Here is a 21,274-nt window from a genome sequence, read left to right on the forward strand (position 1 = left end):
TTATGTATCTCGCCGACCAGGTCATGCAGCTCGCCTACGACCCCGGGATCAAGCCGAACGAGGGCGGACTGCCGGGCCTGAACGTCCTCAAGCAGGTGATGGGCTCCATCAACCTCTTCGGTCTCGTCGCCGTGGTCGGCGCCCTCGCCGTCAGCGCGGGCGTGTGGGCCTGGGGCCACCACTCCGGCGGCCACCAGGCCGAGGCCAACGGCAAGAAGGGCGTCCTGGTGAGCGCCGGCGCGGCCCTTCTGCTCGGCGCGGCAAACGGTGTGGTGGCGTTCTTCAGCACGCTGGGGACGCAGGTCCGCTGATGCCTTCCCACTCCTCCAACCCCAGCGGCGCATCTCGCGTGCGCCGCCGGGCGTTGCTCGGCACCGTCGTCCTGGCGGTGCTCGTCGCCCTCGCCGGCCTGGCCGCCTACCTCACCCGCGACGGCAGGACCCCAGCCAAGACCGCGGCGGCGCGTCCGAGTTCGCCAACGTCTTTTTCCTCGGCCGTCTCGCCGTCCGGGCCGCCCACGGTGACCACCCGTCCCCGCTCCCTGCCCGTTCCGCCGAGGACCACCGACCCGATCGCCTTCGGGAAGGCAGCCGCAGCGGCGTTGTGGTCGTACGACACCCGGGCGTACCCGCAGGCCGAACTGCGGCGCGCTCTGCACGCGTGGCTGACCTCGGAGGCCAAGTACGCCGACGCGGCCTCGGTCGACCGGGGTATCCCCTCGGCGGTGCTGTGGAAGGAGATGGCCGCCAACGGCCAGTTCGCCACCGCCACGGTGAACGAGGGGCACTTCCCGAACGCGTTCACCCGGGCCCTTCAGGAGGACCCGGGCGCGATCACCCAGGCGTACATCTACGCCGTCACGGTCTCCGGCAAGCAGTCGATCGCCTGGAAGGGCTCGCCCGCCGGCGGTGCGGAGAGCCGCTCCACCACCCTCGCGGTCCAGTGCCGCCCCCACCAGCCCTGCGCCCTGGCCGGCGTCATGCCGTCCGTCGCGCCCTGACCCCCGTTCCCGAAAGGAGGTACCACCATGGACGTCTGCGGGATCCCCATGATGGACAAGGTGTGCACCGCCATCGACTTCGCCACCAACCCGGCCGGGGCCGTCACCGACGGCATCGGCGCGTGGATCGCGAAGTCGGCAGGAGAACTGGCGGCCAGCGCGGCGGACCTCGCCACCAAGGCCGTCAACCAGACCACCGCCATCGACCTCAACGCCGGCTGGTTCCGGGACAACTACCAGCTTCTGCTTCCCATCGGGCTCGCCCTGACCGTCGGCACGTTCTGCATCCAGCTCATGCTCGCGGCCTGGCGGCGCGACGAGCGGGCCCTGGCCCAGGCCGCGATCGGCACCATGACCGGCGTCCTGTTCAGCTTCTGCGCCATCGCCTTCACCACCGTCGCCATCACCGTGGTCGACGCCCTGTCCGACGGCCTGTTCCAAGCCGCCAACACCTCGGTCGACGACGCGATCCGCCGCGTCGTGAAGATCAATGAGTTGGGGGCGATGTACGGCCTGGGCTGGGGCGTTCCCGCCCTGGTCGCCCTGGGCTGCGCGATCGGCGCCTTCCTGTACTGGGGTGTCATGGTCGCCCGGAAGGTCGGCGTCCTGATCATGGTCTCGCTCGCCGTGTTCGCCGGCGCCGGTGGCGGCTGGGAGGTCGCCAAGCGCTGGCGGCGCGGCTGGATCGAGGCCACCGCCACCCTGGTCGTCTCGAAACTCCTGATGACCATCGTCTTCCTGATCGGCGTCTCCGCCATGGGCAAGAGCGACGCCAACGACGGGCTGTCGGCCCTGTCCGACGCGATGGCCGGCATCGTCGTCATGGTCCTGGTCCTCCTGTGCCCCTACGCCACGTACAAGTTCGTCCACTGGGCGAGCGACGGCGGCGGACACGACGACCTGCACCGCACCGGCGTCGCGGGCATGGCCATCGCCGCCGGAGCGGCGAAGACCGCCGCCAGCCTGGCGATGCGGGTCGGGACCGGAACCCCCGCTCCCCAGGGGCCGAGCCAGGTTCCCGGCGCGGGTGCCGACGGTGTCGCCTCCGGCATCAACCCCGCCGGCGGCAACCTCAGCAAGGAGGGCATCGACGCCGGCCCGCCCAAGCCGCAGACCCGCTTCCGGTACGGCGAGGACCCGAACGCCCCCGGCGACAAGGGCCGGGCCCTGATCCAGCGCCCCGGCATCCCGCCGCTCATCACCCGTCCCGGCGGAAGCGAAGCAGCCCCTTCCGCCGACGAGATCCCGGCCCCGGCGGCCCCTTCCGGTGTTCTCACCGGCGCGTCGGCTCCAGGCGGCAGCATGGTCTCCGTGCCGTCCGCCGCCTCCGGATCCCCGTGGTTCGCCGCCCGGGCCGCGCCCCCGCCGGCCTCGACCCCGCTGGCGGTCGGTTCCCCGATGCCGACGACCTGGGTGTACCCCACTCAGCCGCCCTCGGGTTCCTGACCCGTCACCACCGGGGGCGGGCTGTCCCTCCGCAGCCCGCCCCCTCCCAGCCCGACCGTCAAAGGAGTTCCGTCATGTCCTCCAGAAGAGCGCCGCACGTCCCGTCCTTCGTTCGCTCCCATCGTCTGGAACCCTCATGTCCGGTAAGCACCAGGCCGAAGTCCCCTCGGCCACCGTGAAGTTCCCCCACCGCAGCAGGCGCGGCGTCCTGCTCGGCCTGACCGCCCCGCAGCTGCTCGTCGCCGGCCTCACCGGCCTTCTCCTTCTCGCTGTGATCCTCACCCACGGCGTGGTCGGCGCTCTCGCGCTCATCCCCCTGTGGGCCGTCATCGCCCTGTTCGTCTTCGTCCGCCACCGGGGCCGCGCCCTGGCTGACTGGACGCCGATCATCGTCCGGTACGCCCTGCGCCGGATGCGCGGCCAGCTCGTCTGGCTCACCCGCCCCTCGCGCCGGCCGACCCGCGAGGGACTCCTCCACCTGCCCGGCACCGCCGCCAGCCTGCGCGTGGCCACCGCGCCCGACGGTCGGTACGGCGCTGTCCACGACCCGCACCACGGCACGCTGACCGCCGTGGTCAAGGTCTCCTCCCGCGCCTACGCCCTGCTCGACCCGGGCACCCAGCACGCCAACGTCAGCGGCTGGGGACGAGCTCTGGCCGCTCTCGCCCGGACCGGGCAGATCGCCCGCGTCCAGGTGATCGAGCGCACCGTCCCGGACTCCGGTGACAGCCTGCGCCGCTACTGGGAGGAGCACGGCCGCCCCGACATCCCGGTGGCCGGCGCGATCTACAACGAGCTGATCCAGAGCGCGGGCCCGGCCGCCGCCCCGCACGAGGCGTACGTCGCGCTGTCGCTGGACACCAAGGCGGCACGCCGGCTGATCAACCAGGCCGGCGGCGGACTGACCGGGGCCTTCAGCGTCCTGGCGCAGCTGACCTCGACCTTCGAGCAGGCCGCGCGGACCGCCGGGCTCAACCCGACCGGCTGGCTCACCGCCCGCGAGATCGCGGCCGTCGTACGTACGGCGTACGACCCCAAGGCGCTCGCGGCGCTGGACCGGTGGTCGGCCACCGGACGTCCCGAGGCCGACGCCGCGGCTGCCGGTCCGGTGGTGGTCGTGGAGAAGGCGGACCACATCACGACCGACTCGGCCGTCCACGCCACGTACTGGGTGGAGAACTGGCCCCGGACCGAAACAAGCGCCGGTTTCCTGCACCAGCTCCTGTTCACCGGCGGGGTCCGGCGCACGCTGTCGCTCTCTTACGAGCCGAAGGGACTGGACGCCGCCCTGCGAGACGTCCAGCGCAAAAAGGCGTCGGTCATCGCCGATGCCGCCGAGCGGGCGCGGCGCGGGCAGGTCGATTCCGAGGCGGACTCGATCGAGTACCAGGACATCAAGGCGCGCGAGCGGCAGCTCATCGCCGGCCACGCGGATGTCGCCCTGACCGGTCTGCTGACCGTCTCGGCCGACTCCGAGGAGGAGCTGCGCACCGCGTGCGCGGTCGTGGAGACCGCCGCCGTCGGCGCCCAGCTCGACCTCCGGCCCCTGACCTGGCAGCAGGCCGAGGCGTTCACCGCCGCCGCACTGCCGCTCGCCCTCGCCGCGTAACCCCCGACGCCCCCTGTCGAAAGAGCACTTCCGTGTCCCGCACTCCCCCCAGCACGACCGCGCAGGACTTCGTGCCCTTCGCCACCGCCGCGCTCGACTTCCACCGCGCGCTCAACCTCCCCGGCGGCCCGCTCGTCACCAGCCGCGCCGAGCTGGACGCCCTGCACGCCCATCTCGTCTCGCTGTACGGGCTGCTCGACGCGCACGCCGTACGGGTCGGGCAGCTCCTGCCGGTCGAGGGTGACCACCTGCGTGCCGCCCGCGCCCGGGTCTGGCAGGCCGCCGACCACCTCCATGCCGCCTACCACGCAGCGCCCCGGGCGGACTCCGGCGAGGTGCCCGAGAGCGAGGCGTGCCGGGCGGGCCTTCCCGAAGGCGCGCCGGAGCTGACCATCTGCCAGCGCCATCAGCGCACCGCGCACCTGGTCCGCCGCCGTACGACTCCGGCCGACCTGCATACCCCGTTCACCGGCCTCATCCGCCGCTGACCCCGTCACCTGCCTGGAGAAACGTTCATGCCCCGTACCCGCGCCAGCGCCTCCCACCTGTTCGTGCCCCACAAGGCTTCACGCACCCAGCGGAGGGCCGCCCGAGCCGGTTTCGCCGACGCCCACCGGCAGGCCCGCCGCGCCGAAGCGCCCCCGAGGCACCGTGCCCAGGAGACCGCCGATCCGGAACTGCGGCCGGCCTACCCGCTGTCCGGGCGGCCCGGTCCGGCGTCGGCCCGCGGCGGCAAGCTCCGCCTGCCCGCCCACCGGATGACCACCGCCACCGCCAGCGGCGCCTATCCGTTCGTCGCCGAGGGCGGCCTGGGGGCGGAGGGCGTCTTCATCGGCCGCGACGTCCACGCCGAGGCCGCTTTCTGCTTCGACCCGTTCTCCCTGTACGGCAGCGGCCGGATCGAGGGCTTCACCAACCCCAACGCCGTCCTGGCGGGGATCATCGGCATGGGCAAGTCCGCGCTCGCGAAGTCCATCGCCACCCGGTCCATCGCCCACGGCTACCGGATCTACATCCCCTGCGACCCGAAGGGCGAATGGACCGGCGTCGCGCAGGCCCTCGGCGGCTACAGCATCGCGCTCGGCCCCGGCCTCCCGGGACGGCTGAACCCGCTGGACGCACCGGCCCGGCCCGCCTCCGTCAACGAGGACGACTGGGCGAGCGAGGTCCGAAAGCGCCGCCTGCTGCTCCTGGCCGGCCTGGCGCGCACCGTCCTGAAGCGCGATCTGCTGCCGATGGAACACACCGCCCTGGATCTCGCCCTCGACCTGGTCGTCGCCGAGGCCGCCGCCCGCGGCACGGTGCCGCTGCTCGGCGAGATCGCGCACGTCCTCGGCTCCCCCCTGCGCCTCGACCAGGCCCTCGGCAACTCCTCCGGGCATCTGGGGACGGCCGCACAGGACGTCGCACACGCCCTGCGCCGCCTGGTGCACGGCGACTTGAGCGGGATGTTCGACGCCCCGAGCACCGTCGCGTTCGATCCGACCGCGCCGATGCTGTCCATCGATCTCTCCCGCCTCGGCGGTGCCGGCGACGACACCGCGTTGGTGTTGGCCATGACGTGCGCGAGCGCGTGGATGGAGTCGGCCCTCGCCGACCCCGACGGCGGCCGGCGCTGGGTGATCTACGACGAGGCGTGGCGGGTGATGCGACACGTCGGCCTGCTGGAGCGGATGCAGTCCCAGTGGAAGCTCTCCCGTGGTCTCGGCATCGCGAACCTGATGGTCATCCACCGGCTCAGCGACCTGCTCTCGGCGGGCGACGCCGGCTCGCGTGGCCGGGTCCTGGCCGAGGGCCTCCTGGCCGACTGCTCCACGCGCATCATCTATCGGCAGGAGCCCGACCAGCTCGACGCCGCCGCGTCCCTGCTCGGCCTGACCGGCGTCGAGACCCAGGCGGTGTCCGCCCTGACCAAGGGCCGGGGCCTGTGGAAGGTCGCGGGCCGGTCCTTCATCACGCAGCACATCCTCCACCCGGCCGAACGCGAACTGTTCGACACCGACGCCCGGGTGGCGGCCTAGACATGTCCGGAGGAACGATCAAGTCCGTTTCCCCCAGTTCTCCCGCCCCGGCCGAGAACCAGCCGGCGGCCACCGAGGACCTGGCGTGGCGGAGGCACATCCCGGCGTTGGCCTCCGCCGTCGCCGGGATCCGGCAGGCGTCCGACGCCTGGGACGCGGTCTCGGACTCCTTCTGCGACACCGACGGCTGGCCCGTCGACGAGCACGGGTACGAGAACGGCAAGGTGAAGCGCGACGCCGAGGCATGGCAGCACGTCGAGGTCTTCCTCGACCACGGCCCCGAGGTCCTGGCCGGCGTCCGCGCGACCGCCCAAGTCGCCGACTACGTCGAGGGGCCCATCAGCGAAGACCTCCGCTCGCTGCGCGGCATCGACCGCACCCTGGAACACGCGGCAAAGCTCCAGCGCGAGTGGGACCAGATCATGGCCCTCATGGACGCCTCGCTGCCCGGCTCGCGGAAGCTCTACGAGAGCCAGGCGCAGGAGGAACGGAACGCCGACGGCTGGCACTACGCCGACGAGCTGGCCATCCGCGGCCCGGCCCTCGGCCGGGCCGCCGACTACCTGGTCCGCCGGGCGGACGCCGAGCAGTCCGCGCACGCAGAGCGGGCGCGCGTGGCTCTCGCCCGCTCCGCCTCCGGCCCTCGTGGAACCCTGCCCGCCTCTCCCCCGGCACCGTCGGCACCCAACGCACCGGTCCCGGGCCGCTCCCGCTGACGCCCGTAGCACCGAGTCCCGGCGGGACCAAACCGCCCGATCACCAGATCCTCGTGGACCACCGCCCGCCCGACGCGGTCCGGCCCGTACCCACTGCGGTGCGCCGCCGGCCGCTGGGGCGTCTCACCACGGAGAAAACCCATGCACCAGGACAATCTCCTGATCACCATCCAGCAGGAGGGACCGCGGATCACCGCGTGGATCAGTTCCTCCTCGCCTGCTGTCTCCGACGGCCCGAAACAGGATCACGGGTACGGCTACCTCACCGGTCCCCTTCGCCAGCGAGGCCTGGAGGTCACCGTCGAGTACGGCCTGAGCGACTACATCGTCGACGTCGCCCTCCCCGACGGCAGCTCGGTGATCATCTCGCCACCGCAGGAACCGCCTTCCGAGGACCCCGAGTTCCCCGAGAGCTGGACGGTGGTCCGTCACCGGGAGGCCGCGCCCGCGGTGTACGAGGTGATCTACGACTCCGAGCCCGACGGTCCAGATGCCCGGCACGGCAGCAACGTCTCAAGCCTGCTCGCCGCCGTCGACGCGCGTCTGGACCAGCTCGGCGTGCCGCCCCGTCCCGGGCAGCACCGCTCCTCCCGGGAGCGCGCCGCCGACGAGGTTCTCCGCCGGGCGGGCTTCATCTCCGCGATCTCGTTCGATGGGGAGCGCTATCACCGGCTGCCCACGGCCATGACCGGCCTGGCCGAACAGCGGCAGATGGTGACCCGGGCCTTCACTGCACTACAGGCCGATGGCTTCAACGTCCTATGCGATTCGGCCCTGCTCAGGCCCGGTACTCCCCCTGCCCGGCCGCACGAGGCACGGCTCGGCGACGTCCTCACCACCCAGCCCGACCCGGTCCGAAGCCCGGTAGCCCCGGCCGCTCTGCCAGCCTCCGTTCCACCTCGGGTGAGCGCTGCTCTCACACCCTCGCCGTCGACCGGCTCGCGCACGGTCCGCACACGCCTGGCGGCGGAAGCCCTCCAGCGTGCCGCGCCGCCGCCCGCGCGTCCCTCCACCGCACCTGGTCGCTGACCTCTTCCCGCCTCGGAGTTCGCCGTATGCCTCGCACCAGCAGACCCCTTCCGGCCCTCGACCTCCCCCGTCATCGCGCCCGCACCGGATGGATCAGCCGTGTTGCCCAACTCCGCCGAAGAACTGCTTCCCGACGTCGCCATCGGCCGCCACCCCGACTACGGCATCGTCGCCGCGAACCCCAAGAACCTCGCCGCCAGCACCTGGATGCTGGAGCGGCTCGACTTCCGTCCCGTCCCGGGCGAGCCGACCATGTACGCCCTGACCGACCAGCAGCGTGACGGACAGGGCCGCACCACCCGGGCCGTCGAGCTGCTGCGCAACGCCGACTTCCGAGTCGACACGGACGCTGTGTTCAACCCCTCCCTCGCATCCGGGCCTCGCCCCGTCCCGGGCCGAACCCCGCTCGGCGAGCCCGATGTCGCGTTCGCCGAGCATCCACGGCTCGGCATCATCGCGGCCATCGACGACCGGGCCTCCGGAATCACCGGACTCGCCCTGCTCGACCACGGCTGGCGACACGACCCCCGCCTCGACATCTACACGCTGCCCGCCACCACCGGACGCGACGAGGCCCTGGGGAAGGTCGCCGCCGCGACGCTGGCCCTGGACCGTTCCGGTGTCCAGGTCGCCGTACACCCTCACCTCGCGCAGGACGTAGCGACCCGCCACCATCCGGCGCCCGTGCCGGCCCCGTCCCACGACCGCGCCCAGGACGTCGGCGTCCGTCGCTCGCCGATCAGCGCCGCCGCGCTCGCCACCAGCCCCGCCCTCGCCGGCCTCCCAGGCAAGCGGCCGGTGACCGCTCCCGCCACCTCCGTCGCGGCGGCCCGGCCGGTCGACCCGCGCATCGCCTTCTCCCGCGACCGTTGATCCAACCCCCGTAAGGAAGTTCCTCCATGGCAGTTGTTGGTAAGTCCGGCTATCAGAAGTTGTGGAATGGTCCTCCATCCCATGAAGATCCACGGACTTCACTTGGCTCCCAGTCCGCGTAGAAGTCGGTTGGTGGCTCATCCAGCTTGACCTCCTCCGCAAGCCCCCCCAGCTCTTCAAGTTCCTCGTGCTCGACACGCAGATCGCAGGCTGGGCAGGTGAAGACGAACGGGGTGAACATGACCGCCCACTCATCCTCGTCCACGTGCGTGTCACCACTAAGCCAGCCCTGCGAGTCGCATGCCGGGCAGGTGGCGGGCTCGTCGTGTTCGATGTAGCCGGGAGGAGAGACTCGTGCAATCGTGCCGAGGACGAGCTCGCGTTCCTTCTGGGGCAAGTGGCCGTAACGTTCAGAGAAGACCTCCTTGGCCCGAGCAAGTTTGCTCTCCAGCCGGACACGGACAGCTTCCACGTTCTCTTCGAGAAGCCGGTCGTGCAGGGACTCGTAACGGCCCCAGTAGGAAGTGTCGATCTTGAGCTCGACGAGCAAGGGGTCGATCAGCCGGAGACACGTGGTGAAGACGGCATTGACCTCTGACCGGTCGTACATGCCACTGTGTGCGACGCCGTTACGAGCATTGGCTAGCGGTCCAAGCGCCCGCTGATCGACCGGCATCCTTTTTCGCAAGATCTTCTGCGCTCGAGCATGGGCTTCGGCCAAGCCGATGGTCTTGACCTGCTCCGCGGGAACCGAAGCGTGTGCCCCGTGACCCGTCGCGTGCAGCAAGGAGTTGAAGTCCTTGCCCTCCACTACGAGAGCCGGGTGGAGGCTGGCCAGGTATGACTTGAGGAGATGCTCGGCAGCGATCCCGGCGTGGTGGACCGCCAGGTCATGAGACGACGGGCCTTCGGCGAGCGCGGTGAAGGCCGCGATCATCCATTTACGCGAAGAGAGCTTGAGCTGTTCAGAGTCCATGGCCAGGACACTAGGCGGCTGGAGCGGACACATTGTCGGAATTTCGGTGGCACTCAATAGTGCCACCGGCGATATGTCCGCTTCTGCCCCAGCGCCGAGCAGGTCGAGGTCGCAACGGCAGCCGTTCTCGCCGTCCGGACCGTGTTCGGGCAGGAGAACCGGGCCGCAGGTTACCGGTAAGCCCGGCTATCGCAGGCTGCGGAATGCCACGGGCCAACAGTCATGATCACCATGGGACGGTGGCTCAGCCTCGGTGTCGATGGTGAGACCCGAGACTCATTCCGCCCTCTCGGGACCGAGGATGGTGGGCGCGAGCGCTGGACCTCTCTCCGCCTACGGGAGTGGCTCGTCTGTCGCGCCGGCCATGACGAGACCGGCACTGACGGCTTGCTGGTCGTTGATTCCGATGCGCTGGAGAAGGGCCCACTGGTCGAGCTGGGCGCACGCCCAGCTGGGGTCGTATGCCGCAGTGGGCAGTTGCGGGATGCGCTTGCGCCCCGTCTCGTCCAGTCGATACGGCTTCTCGAAGGCGCCCTTCCACGCCTGGAGACCAGGCGAGTATCGCTCTTCCGCCTCGTCCGCGCTGATCCCCAGGTAGGTCGCGATCTGGCCCCAGGAGGCGCCGCGTTCGACTTCATAGACGACAGCCGAAAGCAGGGCTTGTTCGGCCAGTTCAACCAGCTGTCGGGCCTGACTGGCGCGACCGGCGAGTCCGGTCTCGGCATCGTGGCGGGTGCCCACGAGCCCAGCGGCGCTGTCCGCCACGTCTCGCGCATGGTCGGAGAGGACGAGCCGGGCCAGTCCCTGTCGGGAGTAGGCGGCTCGGTCGTCGTCGTAGGGAGTCGGCTCGCTCATGAGGGACAGCGTTCCACGGACACACGCTCTGGAAGTACCGGGTATTCCCGGCAAGTGCTTGCTGGCAGCTCACCGGCGGCTGACTTCTGCGGCGTAGTCGGCGCCGAAGCCCTGGCTTTCGCGGGTCCAGTTGTCTCCAGTGGACTGGTGGAAGCCGAGCAGTCGGCTGATGACGACGGCGGGCAGTTCCGAGGCGATGTCCATCAGCGACGCGTGGCGTGCGAGCTGCGGCGGGACGCCGATCGCCTTCAGGCGTCGGCCGAGGGTGTGCGGGTCGATCGGCTGTCCGGGATAGATGCTCTGGAACAGCCACTTGGGTTCCTTGAGCGGGACTGTGGCCGCGCGGCCGTTCCGTCGTTCGACGAGCTGGCGGATCAGGTCGTCCAGGGGCGCGGGGATCTCGGCGGGGACGCGCCCGAGGTTCAGAGCGAGTGTGTCGCCGCGGTCGACGATGTGCTCGGTGGTGAGGCGGCTGATGCGGCCAACGGGCTGGGCGAACAGCAGCAGGAGCAGGCCGGCGGCCCGGTCGGCGACCTGAAGTTGCTCGTCGTGGACGAGGTGGCGGACCAGGGCCCAGCGTTGATCCTTGCCGATGGTGCGCGCGGCGAAGTAGGTGCTGATGACCGGTGCGGTCAGTGGTCGGCTGTGGCCGCGCCTGCTGGTCCAGAGCAAGAATCCGCGGACCGTGGCGCGGGTGGTGGGGCCGTCGCTGAGCCAGGCGTCCATCTGGTCCTGGGTGCAGGTGGCCAGGGTGGTGCCGCCGTCGTGGAGCCATTCCAGCAGGCGGGCCACGTTGCGGATCTCGATCCGGACTGTCTCGGCCCGGCCGTGGGTGACCAGCTGTCCGGCGGGCAGGCGGCGGAGTCTGCGCAGGGGGTGCCAGTTCGTGTAGTTGCGCAGGATCCTGCGCTCCTCGGCGGACGAGACGCGGGCGATGGTCTTGGCCAACCAGCGTTCCAGTCGGGCTAGTTGCTCGTCCCGGTCGGGCAGGGCTCCTGCGGCGACCAGCGCGGCCCGCAGATATTCGATAGTCGGCGCGGTGGCGAAGCGGTCGAGGACCTCGTGGGTGAGCGGCCCACGCTCGGTCGCCAGGGTCTGGAGGACGGCTCTGCGGGCGGGGACCTTGTGGATCCAGTGCAAGACGGTGCGGGGCGGCGGCTTCAGCAGGGCCTGGAAGACGGGTTCCAGTTCCGTGCGCATGAGGCCGCCTGGCGGGCTGAGCAGTTGGCGCAGGTCAGCGGCGCGTGCGCAGGCAGCGCACCGTCCGTGCCGGTGGAGCCGTTCGACGGACCCGCACTGGGTGCAGGGACGGTGGGCGGCGGGATGCTTGGCCCAGCAGGTCTGGCACAGGGGCTCGCCTTCGGGGGTCCGGCCGCTGGTGCGGAAGATCCCGCCGCAGCCGGCGCAGGGTTTGGGCTTGTTGCCGCAGTTGCTGCACAGCGGCTCGCCGGTGGCGGTGCGGTTGTTGACGCGCCGGTGCTTGCCGCAGGCGGCGCACACGGCCTCCGCACGTTCCTTGGCGCTGCAGGGCAGGCACTTGGGGGCGTCGGTGGCGGCGAAGTAGCAGGGTCCGCGTTCACCGCAGGTCGCGCAGAGGGCGGTGGGGATCTCTCGGCAGGCGGCGCAGATTCCGCCGTCGTCGGTGCGCGAATTCCTCAGGCGCATCTCGCCGCAGACGCTGCACGGTCTGTGGTTGAAGGGGTCGTGCTGGCGGCAGGTGCCGCACAGGGGCTGGCCGTCGAACCTGCGGCCGCCGATCGGTCGCGCGCGACCACAGGCCGCGCAGGTGGCGATCTTGGTGTCGCTCCAGCACGGCCCGCAGCAGCGCAGTCCGTCACGACGCTGTTTGAGGTCGGTGGTGCGCTGGCAGAACGGACACAAGGGGACGACTACGCCGCGGGCGCCGCGGGCGATCAGTGCCTGGGCCAGGGCGGAGATCTTGGGCGGGCCTTCAGCGCCGCGTCCGGTCAGCAGGTCGGGGGTGCCTTCCAGCGCCCACAGCAGCCGGAGCTGGCCAGGGCGGGTGGGTTCGATCGAGCGGATGGCCTGCTGTGCGGTCGCGGGCGAGACGCCGAAGGGGCGCGCGGCGATCAGCTTGGCCAGTTCCTCGGCCGGGTCTGTGGCGCCCCAGGGCGGATGGGCCCGGCAGCGGGGCCGGCCGGCGCGGTCGCGTCCGGCGAGGGTGGTGCTTCCGCAGATCACACAGGGGTTGGCGCGCGCAACGCGGCGGTTGCTGCAGGCGCCGCAGATGCGTGCACCGTCTCCGAGACCGGTCAGCGGACGCTCGCGCCCGCAGTCGCCGCAGCGGGGCAGCACCAGTTGTTCGGCGCCGGCCTCGCGCAGCGCCCGGACGAGCCGTTCGATCGCGCGTGGTCCGTCGGGACGACCGGACGTCAGCAGGTCTCCCCTGGCCTGGAGGACCTCGGCGAGCGTCCGCAGCTGGGGTCGCTGGCGGAAGACTGTCTGGAGCACGGCGACGACGTCGATCCGCTCGCACGCGGGGTCGGCCGACCGGACGATCTCGCTGATCACGGCCTCGGGCTCCGTAGCGGAGCGCGGCAGCTCAGGGTCGGGCATGATCGGCGCCTACTCGGGCACGATCCGGGCCCTCTTGGGCCGCAAGTCGCCGAGCCCGGTGTCCTTCCCGGGCGCCAGTCCGCCGCCGGCTGCGGCGCTGTGACGGCGCCGCGAACCGGCCGCCGCGACGGGCTCGATGAGCTCGTCCATGGTGCAGCCCAGGATGTCGAGCAACGCCATGAGGGTCTTCAGGCTCAGCCGCTCGGGCCGTTCCACCACCAAGCGGTAGGTCTGGCTGGGCGACAGGTCGATGCCGCGTTCGGCCAACAGGGGGCGCAGGTCGGTGGTGGAGAACATGCCGCGGGTGGCCATCACCTCCCGCAGGTGCCAGCGGTAGTCCAGCTTCGGCGTCACGTCGTCTCCCTACTGTCCGCCCTGGAGAGCGCGGTCCAAGACCTTGCGCATCATCGTGTTCATGAAGTCCCCGCTCACACCGGTATAGAGCGCGGTCGTGGAGGCGTAGCGGTGGCCGACCTGCCGCTGGACGAAGGCCGGGTCCGCGCCGTCCTCGATCTGGTGGGTCACGTGGCTGTGCCGAAGGCAGTGCGGGACCAGGGCCTTGTCCAGACCCAACGCGTCACGGTAAGCCGCGAAACGATCCTCGATCTCGCGGGCCTGAAGGCGCCCGCCTCGCTCCGTCAGCCACAGCGCCGACTGTTCGGGGGCCGCCGCGTAGCGGGGCCGGGCGTTGATCACGTAGTCCTCGACCGCTTCCACCGCCCAGGGCATCACGCTGAGCGTCGTGCGCCGACGCGGCGGCGACCCCTTGGTCCGCTTGCCGTAACGCACGTGCAGCGAACCGAAGTTGCCCAGCTCCGGCGCCTTGGGGTTGCGGTAGAAGTCGGTGACGTCCAGCCGGGAGGTCTCGGTGCACCGCGTACCCCAGCCGTACATCAACTTGAACACGGTGGCGTCCCGGTAGGCCGCGAGCGCTCCCTTGCGCCCCAGCCGGATGGCCCGGTCGACCTGCTCGTCCGCGTGGTCGAGGAAAATCTGGATCTCCTGCCGCGTCATCGGCCGCCGCTGGGCGCCGCCTTCGTAGTCGACCAGGTGCGCGACGGTGTTCCACTCGTGGCAGATCTGCACCGGGTGGGCCCCGAAGCGAGTCTCGCACTCGGCCGGCCACTGGTAGTGCGGCGAGGCGACGTAGTCGCAGAACATCCGGATCGCGCCCTGGTACCCGCGGATCGTCGACTCCGCCCGCTTCAACTCGGCGATCAGGTAGGTCATCCACTTGTCGAGATCGGACGCCGACCACTGCCACGGATAGGCGTTGCTGTACGCGGCGAAGCGCCGCACCGCGCTCTGCCGGTCGCTGATCGTGTCCGGCTGCAGTCGGCGCCCGCCGCGCTGCTGCCGCCCCCAGCCTTCGAGCATCGCCTCGAAGACCGCGTCCTCGGGATGCAGCAGAGACACGCCTTGGAGCAGCACGAGCGGGGCTGAAGCCTCCCGCAGTTCCGCTCCGGGCATCCGTTCACCCCCTCCATTAGCCGCGCGAATCATGCATCAGATGCACGCGTGCGCGCAACACCCCAGGCCACTGGCCTCAACTTCGAAGAGAGGTACTCGGCATGAAGCCGCAGAACACCAGCTCAACCAACTCCGGATCACGCATCCAACGCAATTCCCCGGGGTCGAAGACCATCTGGCCGATCCACCACTCCTGCGGCCACCACACCGACCGCGACCTGTCCGATCGGCCGGCCGACCGTCGCGCGGGCTTCGCCGAGTGGCTCGCCACTCAGGAATGCACCGACTGCTGGCGCGCCTCCAAAGAGGTCAACAAGCAGGACAAAGCAGCCTGGTTGAAGACCAAGCGGGCTGAGGAACAGGCCGAGTCCGAAGCCTGGTCCCAGCAGTACCGGATGCCTCCGCTGGAGGGAACCGAGCGTGCCGTCCCCTGGGGTGCGCGCTGCCGCCATCAGGTCCTGGCCGCCGCCTACATCGCCTTGGTCGTCGAAGGGGACACCAGCGAAGCGGAGTGGGAGGAGATCGAGGAGACCGCTCGCACGATCAACCGCGCCGGCTGGTGGATCGACCAGCGCTCCTCCGAACCGGACGACCTCCCCGAGCTGCTCCGGGCCGCCACCGACGCCGACCGGCCCAACGAGAACCCCTACTTCTAGCCGTCCGGTGCCCCGCTGCGGCGGGGCACCGGTTCTGCTCTCCCACAGGTCAGGGCCGGTGAGCGCGGCGTTTATCAGTGATCTCCGGCGCGGCCAAATCCCGAATCCTTCGGATCCTCTCCCCGTCGGTCCGACCTCCCGGGCCGTCGCTCCGTCATTCCCTTCCGAGGTAGCCGCCGTGATCGCCCACCTGCAGCGCGCCAGTGACACCGCTGGCCTGCTCACCTACCTGTACGGGCCGGGTGAACGTGGTGACCACGTCAACCCCCGGCTGGTCGCGGGTGACGGCCATGGGGCGCCGATCGAACTGCTCACCGAGCCGGGCTCGCTGTCGTACTTGGCGCAGGCGCTCGACGCTCCCGTCGAGCGCCTCGGGGTCCGTGCGCCCGCTCGACCGACGTGGGTCTGCTCGGTGCGGTCAGACCCACGTCTGCCGGACCTCACCGACGCGCAGTGGGCCGACGTCGCCCGACGGCTGGTGTCGGCCACCGGGATCGCCCCGGACGGTGATCCGGGCGCCTGCCGGTGGATCGCCCTGCGCAACCAGCCCCGGCAAGTGCACGTCGTGGCCACCCTCGCCCGCGAGGACGGCGGCCTGCACCACGGCTACCGCGACGCCTTCCGCCTCCAGGCCGAATGCCGCCGGATCGCAGCCGAGCTGGGGCACCTGGCCACCGCCTCCCCTCCGACTTCCCGCGCCCAGGAGACCTCTGTGCCCGCTCCTCCGATCACCATTTCCTCCGAGTTCAGCGGCAGCGTCGTGGCCAAGGGCGCCACCGACGACCTCTCCGCCATGATCCTCAAGCACGCCGGCTTCCAGCAGATCCAGGACTGGCACGGTCGGCGTCACCGGCTTCCCACCACCACACCGGTCGCCGACCAGGTCGCCATCGCCAGCCACGCCGCCGAGATGCTCCGCGCCGCCCGCTACGACGTCGCTCTCGCGCCCTCCCTGGACGTGGCTCGGATGAGCACCCCTGCGAATCCGCTTGAGTCCTACGCCGCCGGCGCCGCACTTCTCCAGATCACCGACGCGATCAGGTCGGCCGAGAACGGCGAGGGCCTCCGGCGAGCGGTCGACCAGCTCCTCCACCCCGAGCACGGGGCCCTGGAGCGCGTGCGGGAAGCGCTGGAGGTCGCCGGCGAGCACATCAGCGACCTCGACGACGAGGCGTACCGGCTGGCCGACCGGTTCGGCTTCGCGGCGGACTTCGTCTGCTCGGCCCAGTCGGAACTCGTCGACTCGGAGGACGAGCTGCGTCGTGTCGGCGGCCCTTCCCGGTCCGAGGCCGAAGCGCCGACGCGCTCCTCGAACCCGTTCGCCTCCCGGAGCGCGGCGCTGGCCGTCTCGCCTGCGGCGGCCAAGGCCGAGGTCGCCACCACGGCCTTCGGTATCGATGTCGTGGAATCCGTCCCGTCTGCCCGTCCGCCGCGCGCCTCCGGCCCTCGGCGGTGATCGGGATGCCTTCTTCCACCGTGCCCTCCGCCGGTCTGTCCCGTACGTATCTCATGCGGGCGGCCGACGCCCTGACCCTGTCGGTCGCGCCGTGACCCCGCCGCCGCCCTGGGCCACCAGACCAATCTCGCCTCCTCGGGTGGGAGCACGTGCTCCCACCCGGCCTGACCCGTCAGCACCACCAACCAGGAGGACCCGCGCCCGAGTACTACTCCAGCATCGGCGAGGCCATCGGCGCCGCGATGCAGCACAACATCCGGCTCGCCCACAGCGGCAGGAGGCCCATCGACGATCCACCCCTCCAGGTCCGTCGTATCCCGTCGGCTGCCGACGATCCGTACTCCGTCCCGGGGATGATCGCCCGACTCACCGAGGACGCCGCGCCTGACGAGGTGGCCGGGATCGTCGAAGAGATCAACGGCGCGCTCGTCGGGGCTCTGCCTCAGCTGACGGAACTCGTCGCCGCTGCCGCCGACTGGGTCCGCGTCCGCCTGGCGTTCGACGACCCGCACCACAACTCCGCCATGGAGACCTGGACAAGGCTGGCCGCCGCCCACGGCCTGCTCGAAGACGTCCGGGAGCAGTTGGAGGCCGCCGAGGACGGGATCGCCGCCTGCCCGGCCGAGCGCACCGACCCCCGGCACCACAACATGATCTATGTCCTTCGGACGCGCGAGCTGCTCGACGACGTCCTCGGCGCCGGCGCGGACCCCTCGCCTCCCGGCATCCAGAGCCCGAAGGAAGCGGACCGTCCGGTCTCCGCGAGCAACTGCTCGTCGCCGACGTCCTCTTCCACGACTTCTCCTGCCTCGCCCCGTTCTACGGAAGGATCCCCGATGGGCAACTTGGCCGACACCTACGGCACCGAAGTCGAGATCTACCCCTGGGCCGACGGCCTGGTCTGGGCCGACTGCCGAACCGGCCTGCCCGGGTCAGCCCAGCGGATCCTGCGCTCCTGTGGGTTCATCGCCCCGGCCGACCAGGGCGATCCCGCCTCTTTCAGCCTCGACTCGCATGTCACCGGCCCGGACCGGCAACTGGCTGCCTCCGCTGCTGCCAGCCAGCTGGCCGACCTGGGGTACCGGGTCGCGATCGACCCATCCCTGGCCGTCGGCTACGTCGGCGAGACGTCCGACACCAATGCCCGGCGTCAGGCCGCTGCCCGTCAGACCTCACCCATCGCGGCCAAGGCCAGCACCGGCACCGGCACCAACGCCCCTCCTGCCCCCTCGCCGGTTCTGTCCGCAGGACGTCCCGCCCCACGTTCCCGCTGAAACGATTCCGTTCTATCCCGAAGGAGTAGGCCCATGAGCTGCACGAGAGCCGAGCGCGTCCAGCCCCCGCCCGCCCGCACCCCAAGGAACCGCCTGTGCCTTCCCCGCGCACCAGCGCGCCGTCGACCACCACCGGCTCCGACGCGCTCCTCTACCTCCTGTTCGGCGTCCTCGGCGCCGCCATGGCCTTCGGCTCCCTCGCCTGGCTGACCGGCAACCTCACCAACTCCCTTGTCGGCAGCGGCCAGTGGGCTCCGTTCCGCGCCACCGACGCCCTGCTGCACCCCGAGGTGCTGTGGCCAGCCCTGAGCACCACCGCGCTGCTGGTCGGCGCCCGCGTCGTGCCCGGCCTGCTCACCCTGGCCCTGCTCACCACCGGCCTGGTGCTCTGGATGCGCCGGCGCTCCGGTGCCAAGACCGGTCTCGCCCACAAGGCCGATCTGGCGCCGCTGCTGGACAAGGAGATCACCGCCAAGGCCAAGAGCCTGCGCCCGTCCCTCGGCGACCGGGAGTGTAAAAGAGGTCGCTCCCGCCGACCGCGGCATCCTGCTCGGCACCCTCGACCCGGGCCGTGCCGAGGTTCGCGCGTCCTGGGAGGACGTGATCGTCGCGATCATGGCCCCGCGTTCCGGGAAGACCTCCGGACTGGCGATCCCCGCGATCCTCGCGGCTCCCGGCCCAGTCCTGCTCACCAGCAACAAGGCCGCGAACGACGCGTTCACCGCCACGGTGGACGCCCGAGCCGAGGTCGGCACGGTCTGGACCCTCGACCCCCAGCAGATCGCCCACCACCCGCGCGAGATGTGGTGGGACATCCTGGCCGACGCCCGCGACCTTGCCGGAGCGAAGCGGCTGGCCGGGCACTTCGTCGCGGCAAGCGTGGACGAATCGAGCGGATCCGACTTCTGGTCCACCGCCGCGTCCAACACGCTCAGCGCCCTGTTCCTCGCCGCCGCAAGCCACCGGCGGCCGATCACCGACGTGCTGGCCTGGCTCGCCTCCCCCGCCGACCGGACCCCGGTCGACCTGCTCACCGACGCCGGCCACGACGCGGTCGCCGCCCAGCTCCAGGGCACCGTCTCCGGCGCAACAGAAACCCGCGACGGCATCTACGAGACGGCAAGGCAGTACGCGAGCTGCCTGCTCGACCCGGACGTCGCCGCCTGGGTCACCCCGAGCGAGGACCTCCCCGAGTTCAAGCCCCTCGCCTTCGCCACCTCCCGCGACACGCTGTACCTGCTGAGCAAGGACGGCGGAGGCAGCGCGTCCGCGATCATCGCGGCGGCGGCCGACGCCGTGATGCGCGCTGCCGTGATCGTCGCCGAGCGCTCTGGTGGACGGCTCGACCCGCCGGCCCTGTGCGTCCTCGACGAGGCCGCCAACGTCTGCCGGATCTCTGATCTCCCGGACCTCTACTCTCACCTGGGCAGCCGGGGCGTCATCCCGATGACCATCCTGCAGAGCTACCGGCAGGGCCAGCGGTGCTGGGGCGAGGCCGGGATGGACGCCCTCTGGTCCGCCGCCACCGTCAAGATCGTCGGTTCGGGCATCGACGACGCGGACTTCGCCGACCGCCTCAGCAGGCAGGTCGGCGACCACGACGTCCAGACCGTCTCGGTCTCCACGAGCGAGGGCGGCAAGTCCACCTCGGTCAGCATGCGCACCGAGCGGATCCTGCCCCCGGACGCAATCCGCGCCCTGCCCAAGGGCAAGGTGCTCCTGCTGGCCACCGGACTGCGGATCGCCATGCTCAACATCCGGCCCTGGTACAAGGAGCCCTCCGCCAAGGTCGTCGGGCCTGCCTCCGCCCGCGCCACGAAGGCAATCACCGATCGGGCCCTGGCGAAGTCCGTCGGCCACGACGACTTCGGGCTGTCGGCATGAGCGCGCCCACGCCGCGATCCGCGCGCCTCGCGCAGTCCCCGGCCGTCCGGCTCGACGGCCGGTGGTGGCTGGTCGGCGGGGCCGGGGCGGTTCCCGTCTCCGATCCCGCGTTCACCACCGCGCTGGACGGCTTCGCCGAGGCGTTGTCCGCCGCCGACCGGACGGTCGCCGATCTGCGTGCCCGGCCGGGTGAGCCGTCCGCGTCTGTTCCCAATACAGGAGGCTGGCGATGAACCCGCTGATGGACGCCGAGCAGGCGGTCCTCGGCGCGGTGCTAATCGACCCGGGGCAGCTCGCGCACCTGGAGTGGCTCGCGCCGGATCACTTCTACCGGCCGGTCCACCAGGCCCTGTTCGGCGCGCTGCGCAAGCTCCGGAGCGACGGCCATCCCGCGGTGGAAGGCGAGGGGCCGGTGCCGCTGTCGTGGGTGACCGACGCGGTCGCCGAGGCCAGCCTCCACGTACGGGGGCTGACCGCCTCGTACGCCCACACCCTGATCTCGGCCTGTCCGCGCCCCGCGCACGCCCCGGTGTACGGCCGCATGGTGCTGGAGGGCGCGATCCACCGCACCGTCACCCAGCACGCGATCCGGCTTCACCAGGAGGCTCGCACGGGCACGCTGCGCGGCGAGGTCGAGGGCGCGCTGCACTACGCGGACGTCCTGACGGGGGTGCTCACCGATCTCGCCCGGCGGTGGGGCACCGAACCGCGACCGGTCGCACCCGCGACACCGCCGGCCACCATCCCGTCCGCCCTTCCGCCGGCTCAGGCCGATCAGGCGGCCGAGGACTAGGCGTTCCTTCTGGCCGTCCTCGTCGAGCGGCCGGGGGCCATGGGCGAGGTGGTCGACTGGCTGCGGCCGGGGGACTTCGCCGACCCGGTCCGCGGACAGCTCTACCGGTGCCTCGGTGCGCTGCACCACCGCGGCGAGCCCATCGACCGGATCACCCTGCTCTGGGAGGCCCAGCGGCGCGGCCTGCTCGCCAAGGGCACGCTGTCGAAGGACCGGTTCGCCGTCATCTGCGACGGCGTGGGCGCCGGCGACGCCGAATGGCTCGGCAAACAGGTGATGCGCTCCTCAATCACCCGGACCGCCGCCACCTCCGCTCGCGCCGTCCGAGCCCTGGCCGAGGACGAGGCCCTCGCCCCGGGGCGGCTGATCAACCACGCCCTGCACGCGCTCGGCCCGCTCGACGAGGTCCGCGCCCGCTGGGAGACCGCACACGGCCGGCCGGCCTCCCGGGCACCGTCCTCCGCGTCTTCCCCGAGTGGGCCGCCGTCGGCGCGGGTGCACGCGGCCCTCACCCGCAGCGCCCCGCGTGCCGCTCCATCTCCACCAAACCGGCTCTCCCTCGGCCCCGCCCCAACCGCCGCGTGCCCACCCTCACGCACCCACAGCTGACACCCCCCTCCACCGCTCCTCTCCTCATAG

At 71.4% G+C, this 21,274-nt stretch carries 18 protein-coding genes and 2 pseudogenes; 15 read left to right on the forward strand and 5 right to left on the reverse strand.

Annotated features, from left to right (window positions below):
• The first annotated feature begins 2 nt into the window (after positions 1 to 2).
• The 9 genes from GGE06_RS11785 (at position 3) to GGE06_RS11825 (ending at position 8,694) form a co-directional block, all read left to right on the forward strand.
• A complete protein-coding gene (locus GGE06_RS11785) occupies positions 3 to 311 on the forward strand; it encodes a DUF6112 family protein (RefSeq protein ID WP_184930773.1) in 309 nt (102 codons plus the stop codon).
• Positions 311 to 1,000, forward strand: coding sequence for a hypothetical protein (locus tag GGE06_RS11790; protein WP_184930774.1), 690 nt, complete (start codon positions 311 to 313; stop codon positions 998 to 1,000). The genes GGE06_RS11785 and GGE06_RS11790 overlap by 1 nt, the downstream gene beginning before the upstream one ends.
• Before the next feature lie 27 nt (positions 1,001 to 1,027).
• Entirely contained in the window at positions 1,028 to 2,446 is a 1,419-nt protein-coding gene (locus tag GGE06_RS11795) for an SCO6881 family protein (RefSeq protein WP_184930775.1), read from the forward strand.
• A 136-nt stretch (positions 2,447 to 2,582) separates the two neighbouring features.
• Complete coding sequence (locus GGE06_RS11800) at positions 2,583 to 4,055, forward strand: SCO6880 family protein (RefSeq protein ID WP_184930776.1); 1,473 nt, start codon at positions 2,583 to 2,585, stop codon at positions 4,053 to 4,055.
• Positions 4,056 to 4,087: 32 nt separating this feature from the next.
• Complete coding sequence (locus GGE06_RS11805) at positions 4,088 to 4,543, forward strand: DUF6238 family protein (protein ID WP_184930777.1); 456 nt, start codon at positions 4,088 to 4,090, stop codon at positions 4,541 to 4,543.
• 27 nt (positions 4,544 to 4,570) lie between these two features.
• On the forward strand, positions 4,571 to 6,076 hold the full coding sequence (locus tag GGE06_RS11810; RefSeq protein ID WP_184930778.1) for a putative type IV secretion/conjugal transfer ATPase: 1,506 nt from the start codon (positions 4,571 to 4,573) through the stop codon (positions 6,074 to 6,076).
• An 80-nt stretch (positions 6,077 to 6,156) separates the two neighbouring features.
• Positions 6,157 to 6,792, forward strand: coding sequence for a hypothetical protein (locus tag GGE06_RS11815; RefSeq protein WP_184930976.1), 636 nt, complete (start codon positions 6,157 to 6,159; stop codon positions 6,790 to 6,792).
• A 141-nt stretch (positions 6,793 to 6,933) separates the two neighbouring features.
• A complete protein-coding gene (locus tag GGE06_RS42485) occupies positions 6,934 to 7,821 on the forward strand; it encodes a hypothetical protein (RefSeq protein WP_246532488.1) in 888 nt (295 codons plus the stop codon).
• 99 nt (positions 7,822 to 7,920) lie between these two features.
• Complete coding sequence (locus GGE06_RS11825; protein WP_312883110.1) at positions 7,921 to 8,694, forward strand: hypothetical protein; 774 nt, start codon at positions 7,921 to 7,923, stop codon at positions 8,692 to 8,694.
• 52 nt (positions 8,695 to 8,746) lie between these two features.
• Here GGE06_RS11825 and GGE06_RS11830 read toward each other — a convergent pair whose 3' ends face one another.
• From GGE06_RS11830 to GGE06_RS11850, 5 genes are all read right to left on the reverse strand, one after another.
• A complete protein-coding gene (locus GGE06_RS11830; protein WP_184930779.1) occupies positions 8,747 to 9,670 on the reverse strand; it encodes a hypothetical protein in 924 nt (307 codons plus the stop codon).
• Positions 9,671 to 10,003: 333 nt separating this feature from the next.
• Positions 10,004 to 10,525, reverse strand: coding sequence for a hypothetical protein (locus tag GGE06_RS11835; protein WP_184930780.1), 522 nt, complete (start codon positions 10,523 to 10,525; stop codon positions 10,004 to 10,006).
• 69 nt (positions 10,526 to 10,594) lie between these two features.
• Entirely contained in the window at positions 10,595 to 13,102 is a 2,508-nt protein-coding gene (locus GGE06_RS11840) for a hypothetical protein (RefSeq protein WP_184930781.1), read from the reverse strand.
• A 9-nt stretch (positions 13,103 to 13,111) separates the two neighbouring features.
• On the reverse strand, positions 13,112 to 13,456 hold the full coding sequence (locus GGE06_RS11845; protein ID WP_184930782.1) for a helix-turn-helix domain-containing protein: 345 nt from the start codon (positions 13,454 to 13,456) through the stop codon (positions 13,112 to 13,114).
• Positions 13,457 to 13,465: 9 nt separating this feature from the next.
• Entirely contained in the window at positions 13,466 to 14,572 is a 1,107-nt protein-coding gene (locus GGE06_RS11850) for a tyrosine-type recombinase/integrase (RefSeq protein WP_184930783.1), read from the reverse strand.
• A 101-nt stretch (positions 14,573 to 14,673) separates the two neighbouring features.
• Here GGE06_RS11850 and GGE06_RS11855 point away from each other — a divergent pair, with 101 nt between their 5' ends.
• From GGE06_RS11855 to GGE06_RS11880, 6 genes and pseudogenes are all read left to right on the forward strand, one after another.
• The gene (locus GGE06_RS11855) at positions 14,674 to 15,228 is read left to right on the forward strand and encodes a hypothetical protein (RefSeq protein WP_246532489.1); all 555 of its coding nucleotides are present in this window, start codon (positions 14,674 to 14,676) and stop codon (positions 15,226 to 15,228) included.
• Between the two features lie 178 nt (positions 15,229 to 15,406).
• Complete coding sequence (locus tag GGE06_RS42490) at positions 15,407 to 16,684, forward strand: hypothetical protein (protein ID WP_246532490.1); 1,278 nt, start codon at positions 15,407 to 15,409, stop codon at positions 16,682 to 16,684.
• A 149-nt stretch (positions 16,685 to 16,833) separates the two neighbouring features.
• Positions 16,834 to 17,958: a hypothetical protein gene (locus GGE06_RS11865; RefSeq protein ID WP_312883111.1), complete on the forward strand. Its 1,125-nt coding sequence runs from the start codon at positions 16,834 to 16,836 to the stop codon at positions 17,956 to 17,958.
• Positions 17,959 to 18,053: 95 nt separating this feature from the next.
• Positions 18,054 to 19,842 (forward strand): annotated as a pseudogene (locus GGE06_RS11870) (type IV secretory system conjugative DNA transfer family protein).
• Positions 19,839 to 20,075 carry a hypothetical protein gene (locus tag GGE06_RS11875; protein WP_184930785.1) on the forward strand — a complete coding sequence of 79 codons (237 nt, stop codon included), beginning with the start codon at positions 19,839 to 19,841 and terminating at the stop codon, positions 20,073 to 20,075. Before GGE06_RS11870 ends, GGE06_RS11875 begins: the two are co-directional and overlap by 4 nt.
• A pseudogene (locus tag GGE06_RS11880) lies at positions 20,072 to 21,244 on the forward strand (DnaB-like helicase N-terminal domain-containing protein). Before GGE06_RS11875 ends, GGE06_RS11880 begins: the two are co-directional and overlap by 4 nt.
• Positions 21,245 to 21,274: the final 30 nt, after the last annotated feature.

It is taken from the genome of Streptomyces nymphaeiformis (assembly GCF_014203895.1).
Classification (GTDB): domain Bacteria; phylum Actinomycetota; class Actinomycetes; order Streptomycetales; family Streptomycetaceae; genus Streptomyces; species Streptomyces nymphaeiformis.

Excerpts from the sequence above, each read along its gene's own strand:
- GGE06_RS11785 (WP_184930773.1), top strand. The coding sequence starts at position 3 with ATGTATCTCGCCGACCAGGTCATGCAGCTCGCCTACGACCCCGGGATC.
- GGE06_RS11790 (WP_184930774.1), top strand. The coding sequence starts at position 311 with ATGCCTTCCCACTCCTCCAACCCCAGCGGCGCATCTCGCGTGCGCCGC.
- GGE06_RS11795 (WP_184930775.1), top strand. The coding sequence starts at position 1,028 with ATGGACGTCTGCGGGATCCCCATGATGGACAAGGTGTGCACCGCCATC.
- GGE06_RS11800 (WP_184930776.1), top strand. The coding sequence starts at position 2,583 with ATGTCCGGTAAGCACCAGGCCGAAGTCCCCTCGGCCACCGTGAAGTTC.
- GGE06_RS11810 (WP_184930778.1), top strand. The coding sequence starts at position 4,571 with ATGCCCCGTACCCGCGCCAGCGCCTCCCACCTGTTCGTGCCCCACAAG.
- GGE06_RS42485 (WP_246532488.1), top strand. The coding sequence starts at position 6,934 with ATGCACCAGGACAATCTCCTGATCACCATCCAGCAGGAGGGACCGCGG.
- GGE06_RS11830 (WP_184930779.1), bottom strand. The coding sequence starts at position 9,670 with ATGGACTCTGAACAGCTCAAGCTCTCTTCGCGTAAATGGATGATCGCG.
- GGE06_RS11835 (WP_184930780.1), bottom strand. The coding sequence starts at position 10,525 with ATGAGCGAGCCGACTCCCTACGACGACGACCGAGCCGCCTACTCCCGA.
- GGE06_RS11840 (WP_184930781.1), bottom strand. The coding sequence starts at position 13,102 with ATGCCCGACCCTGAGCTGCCGCGCTCCGCTACGGAGCCCGAGGCCGTG.
- GGE06_RS11850 (WP_184930783.1), bottom strand. The coding sequence starts at position 14,572 with ATGCCCGGAGCGGAACTGCGGGAGGCTTCAGCCCCGCTCGTGCTGCTC.
- GGE06_RS11855 (WP_246532489.1), top strand. The coding sequence starts at position 14,674 with ATGAAGCCGCAGAACACCAGCTCAACCAACTCCGGATCACGCATCCAA.
- GGE06_RS11875 (WP_184930785.1), top strand. The coding sequence starts at position 19,839 with ATGAGCGCGCCCACGCCGCGATCCGCGCGCCTCGCGCAGTCCCCGGCC.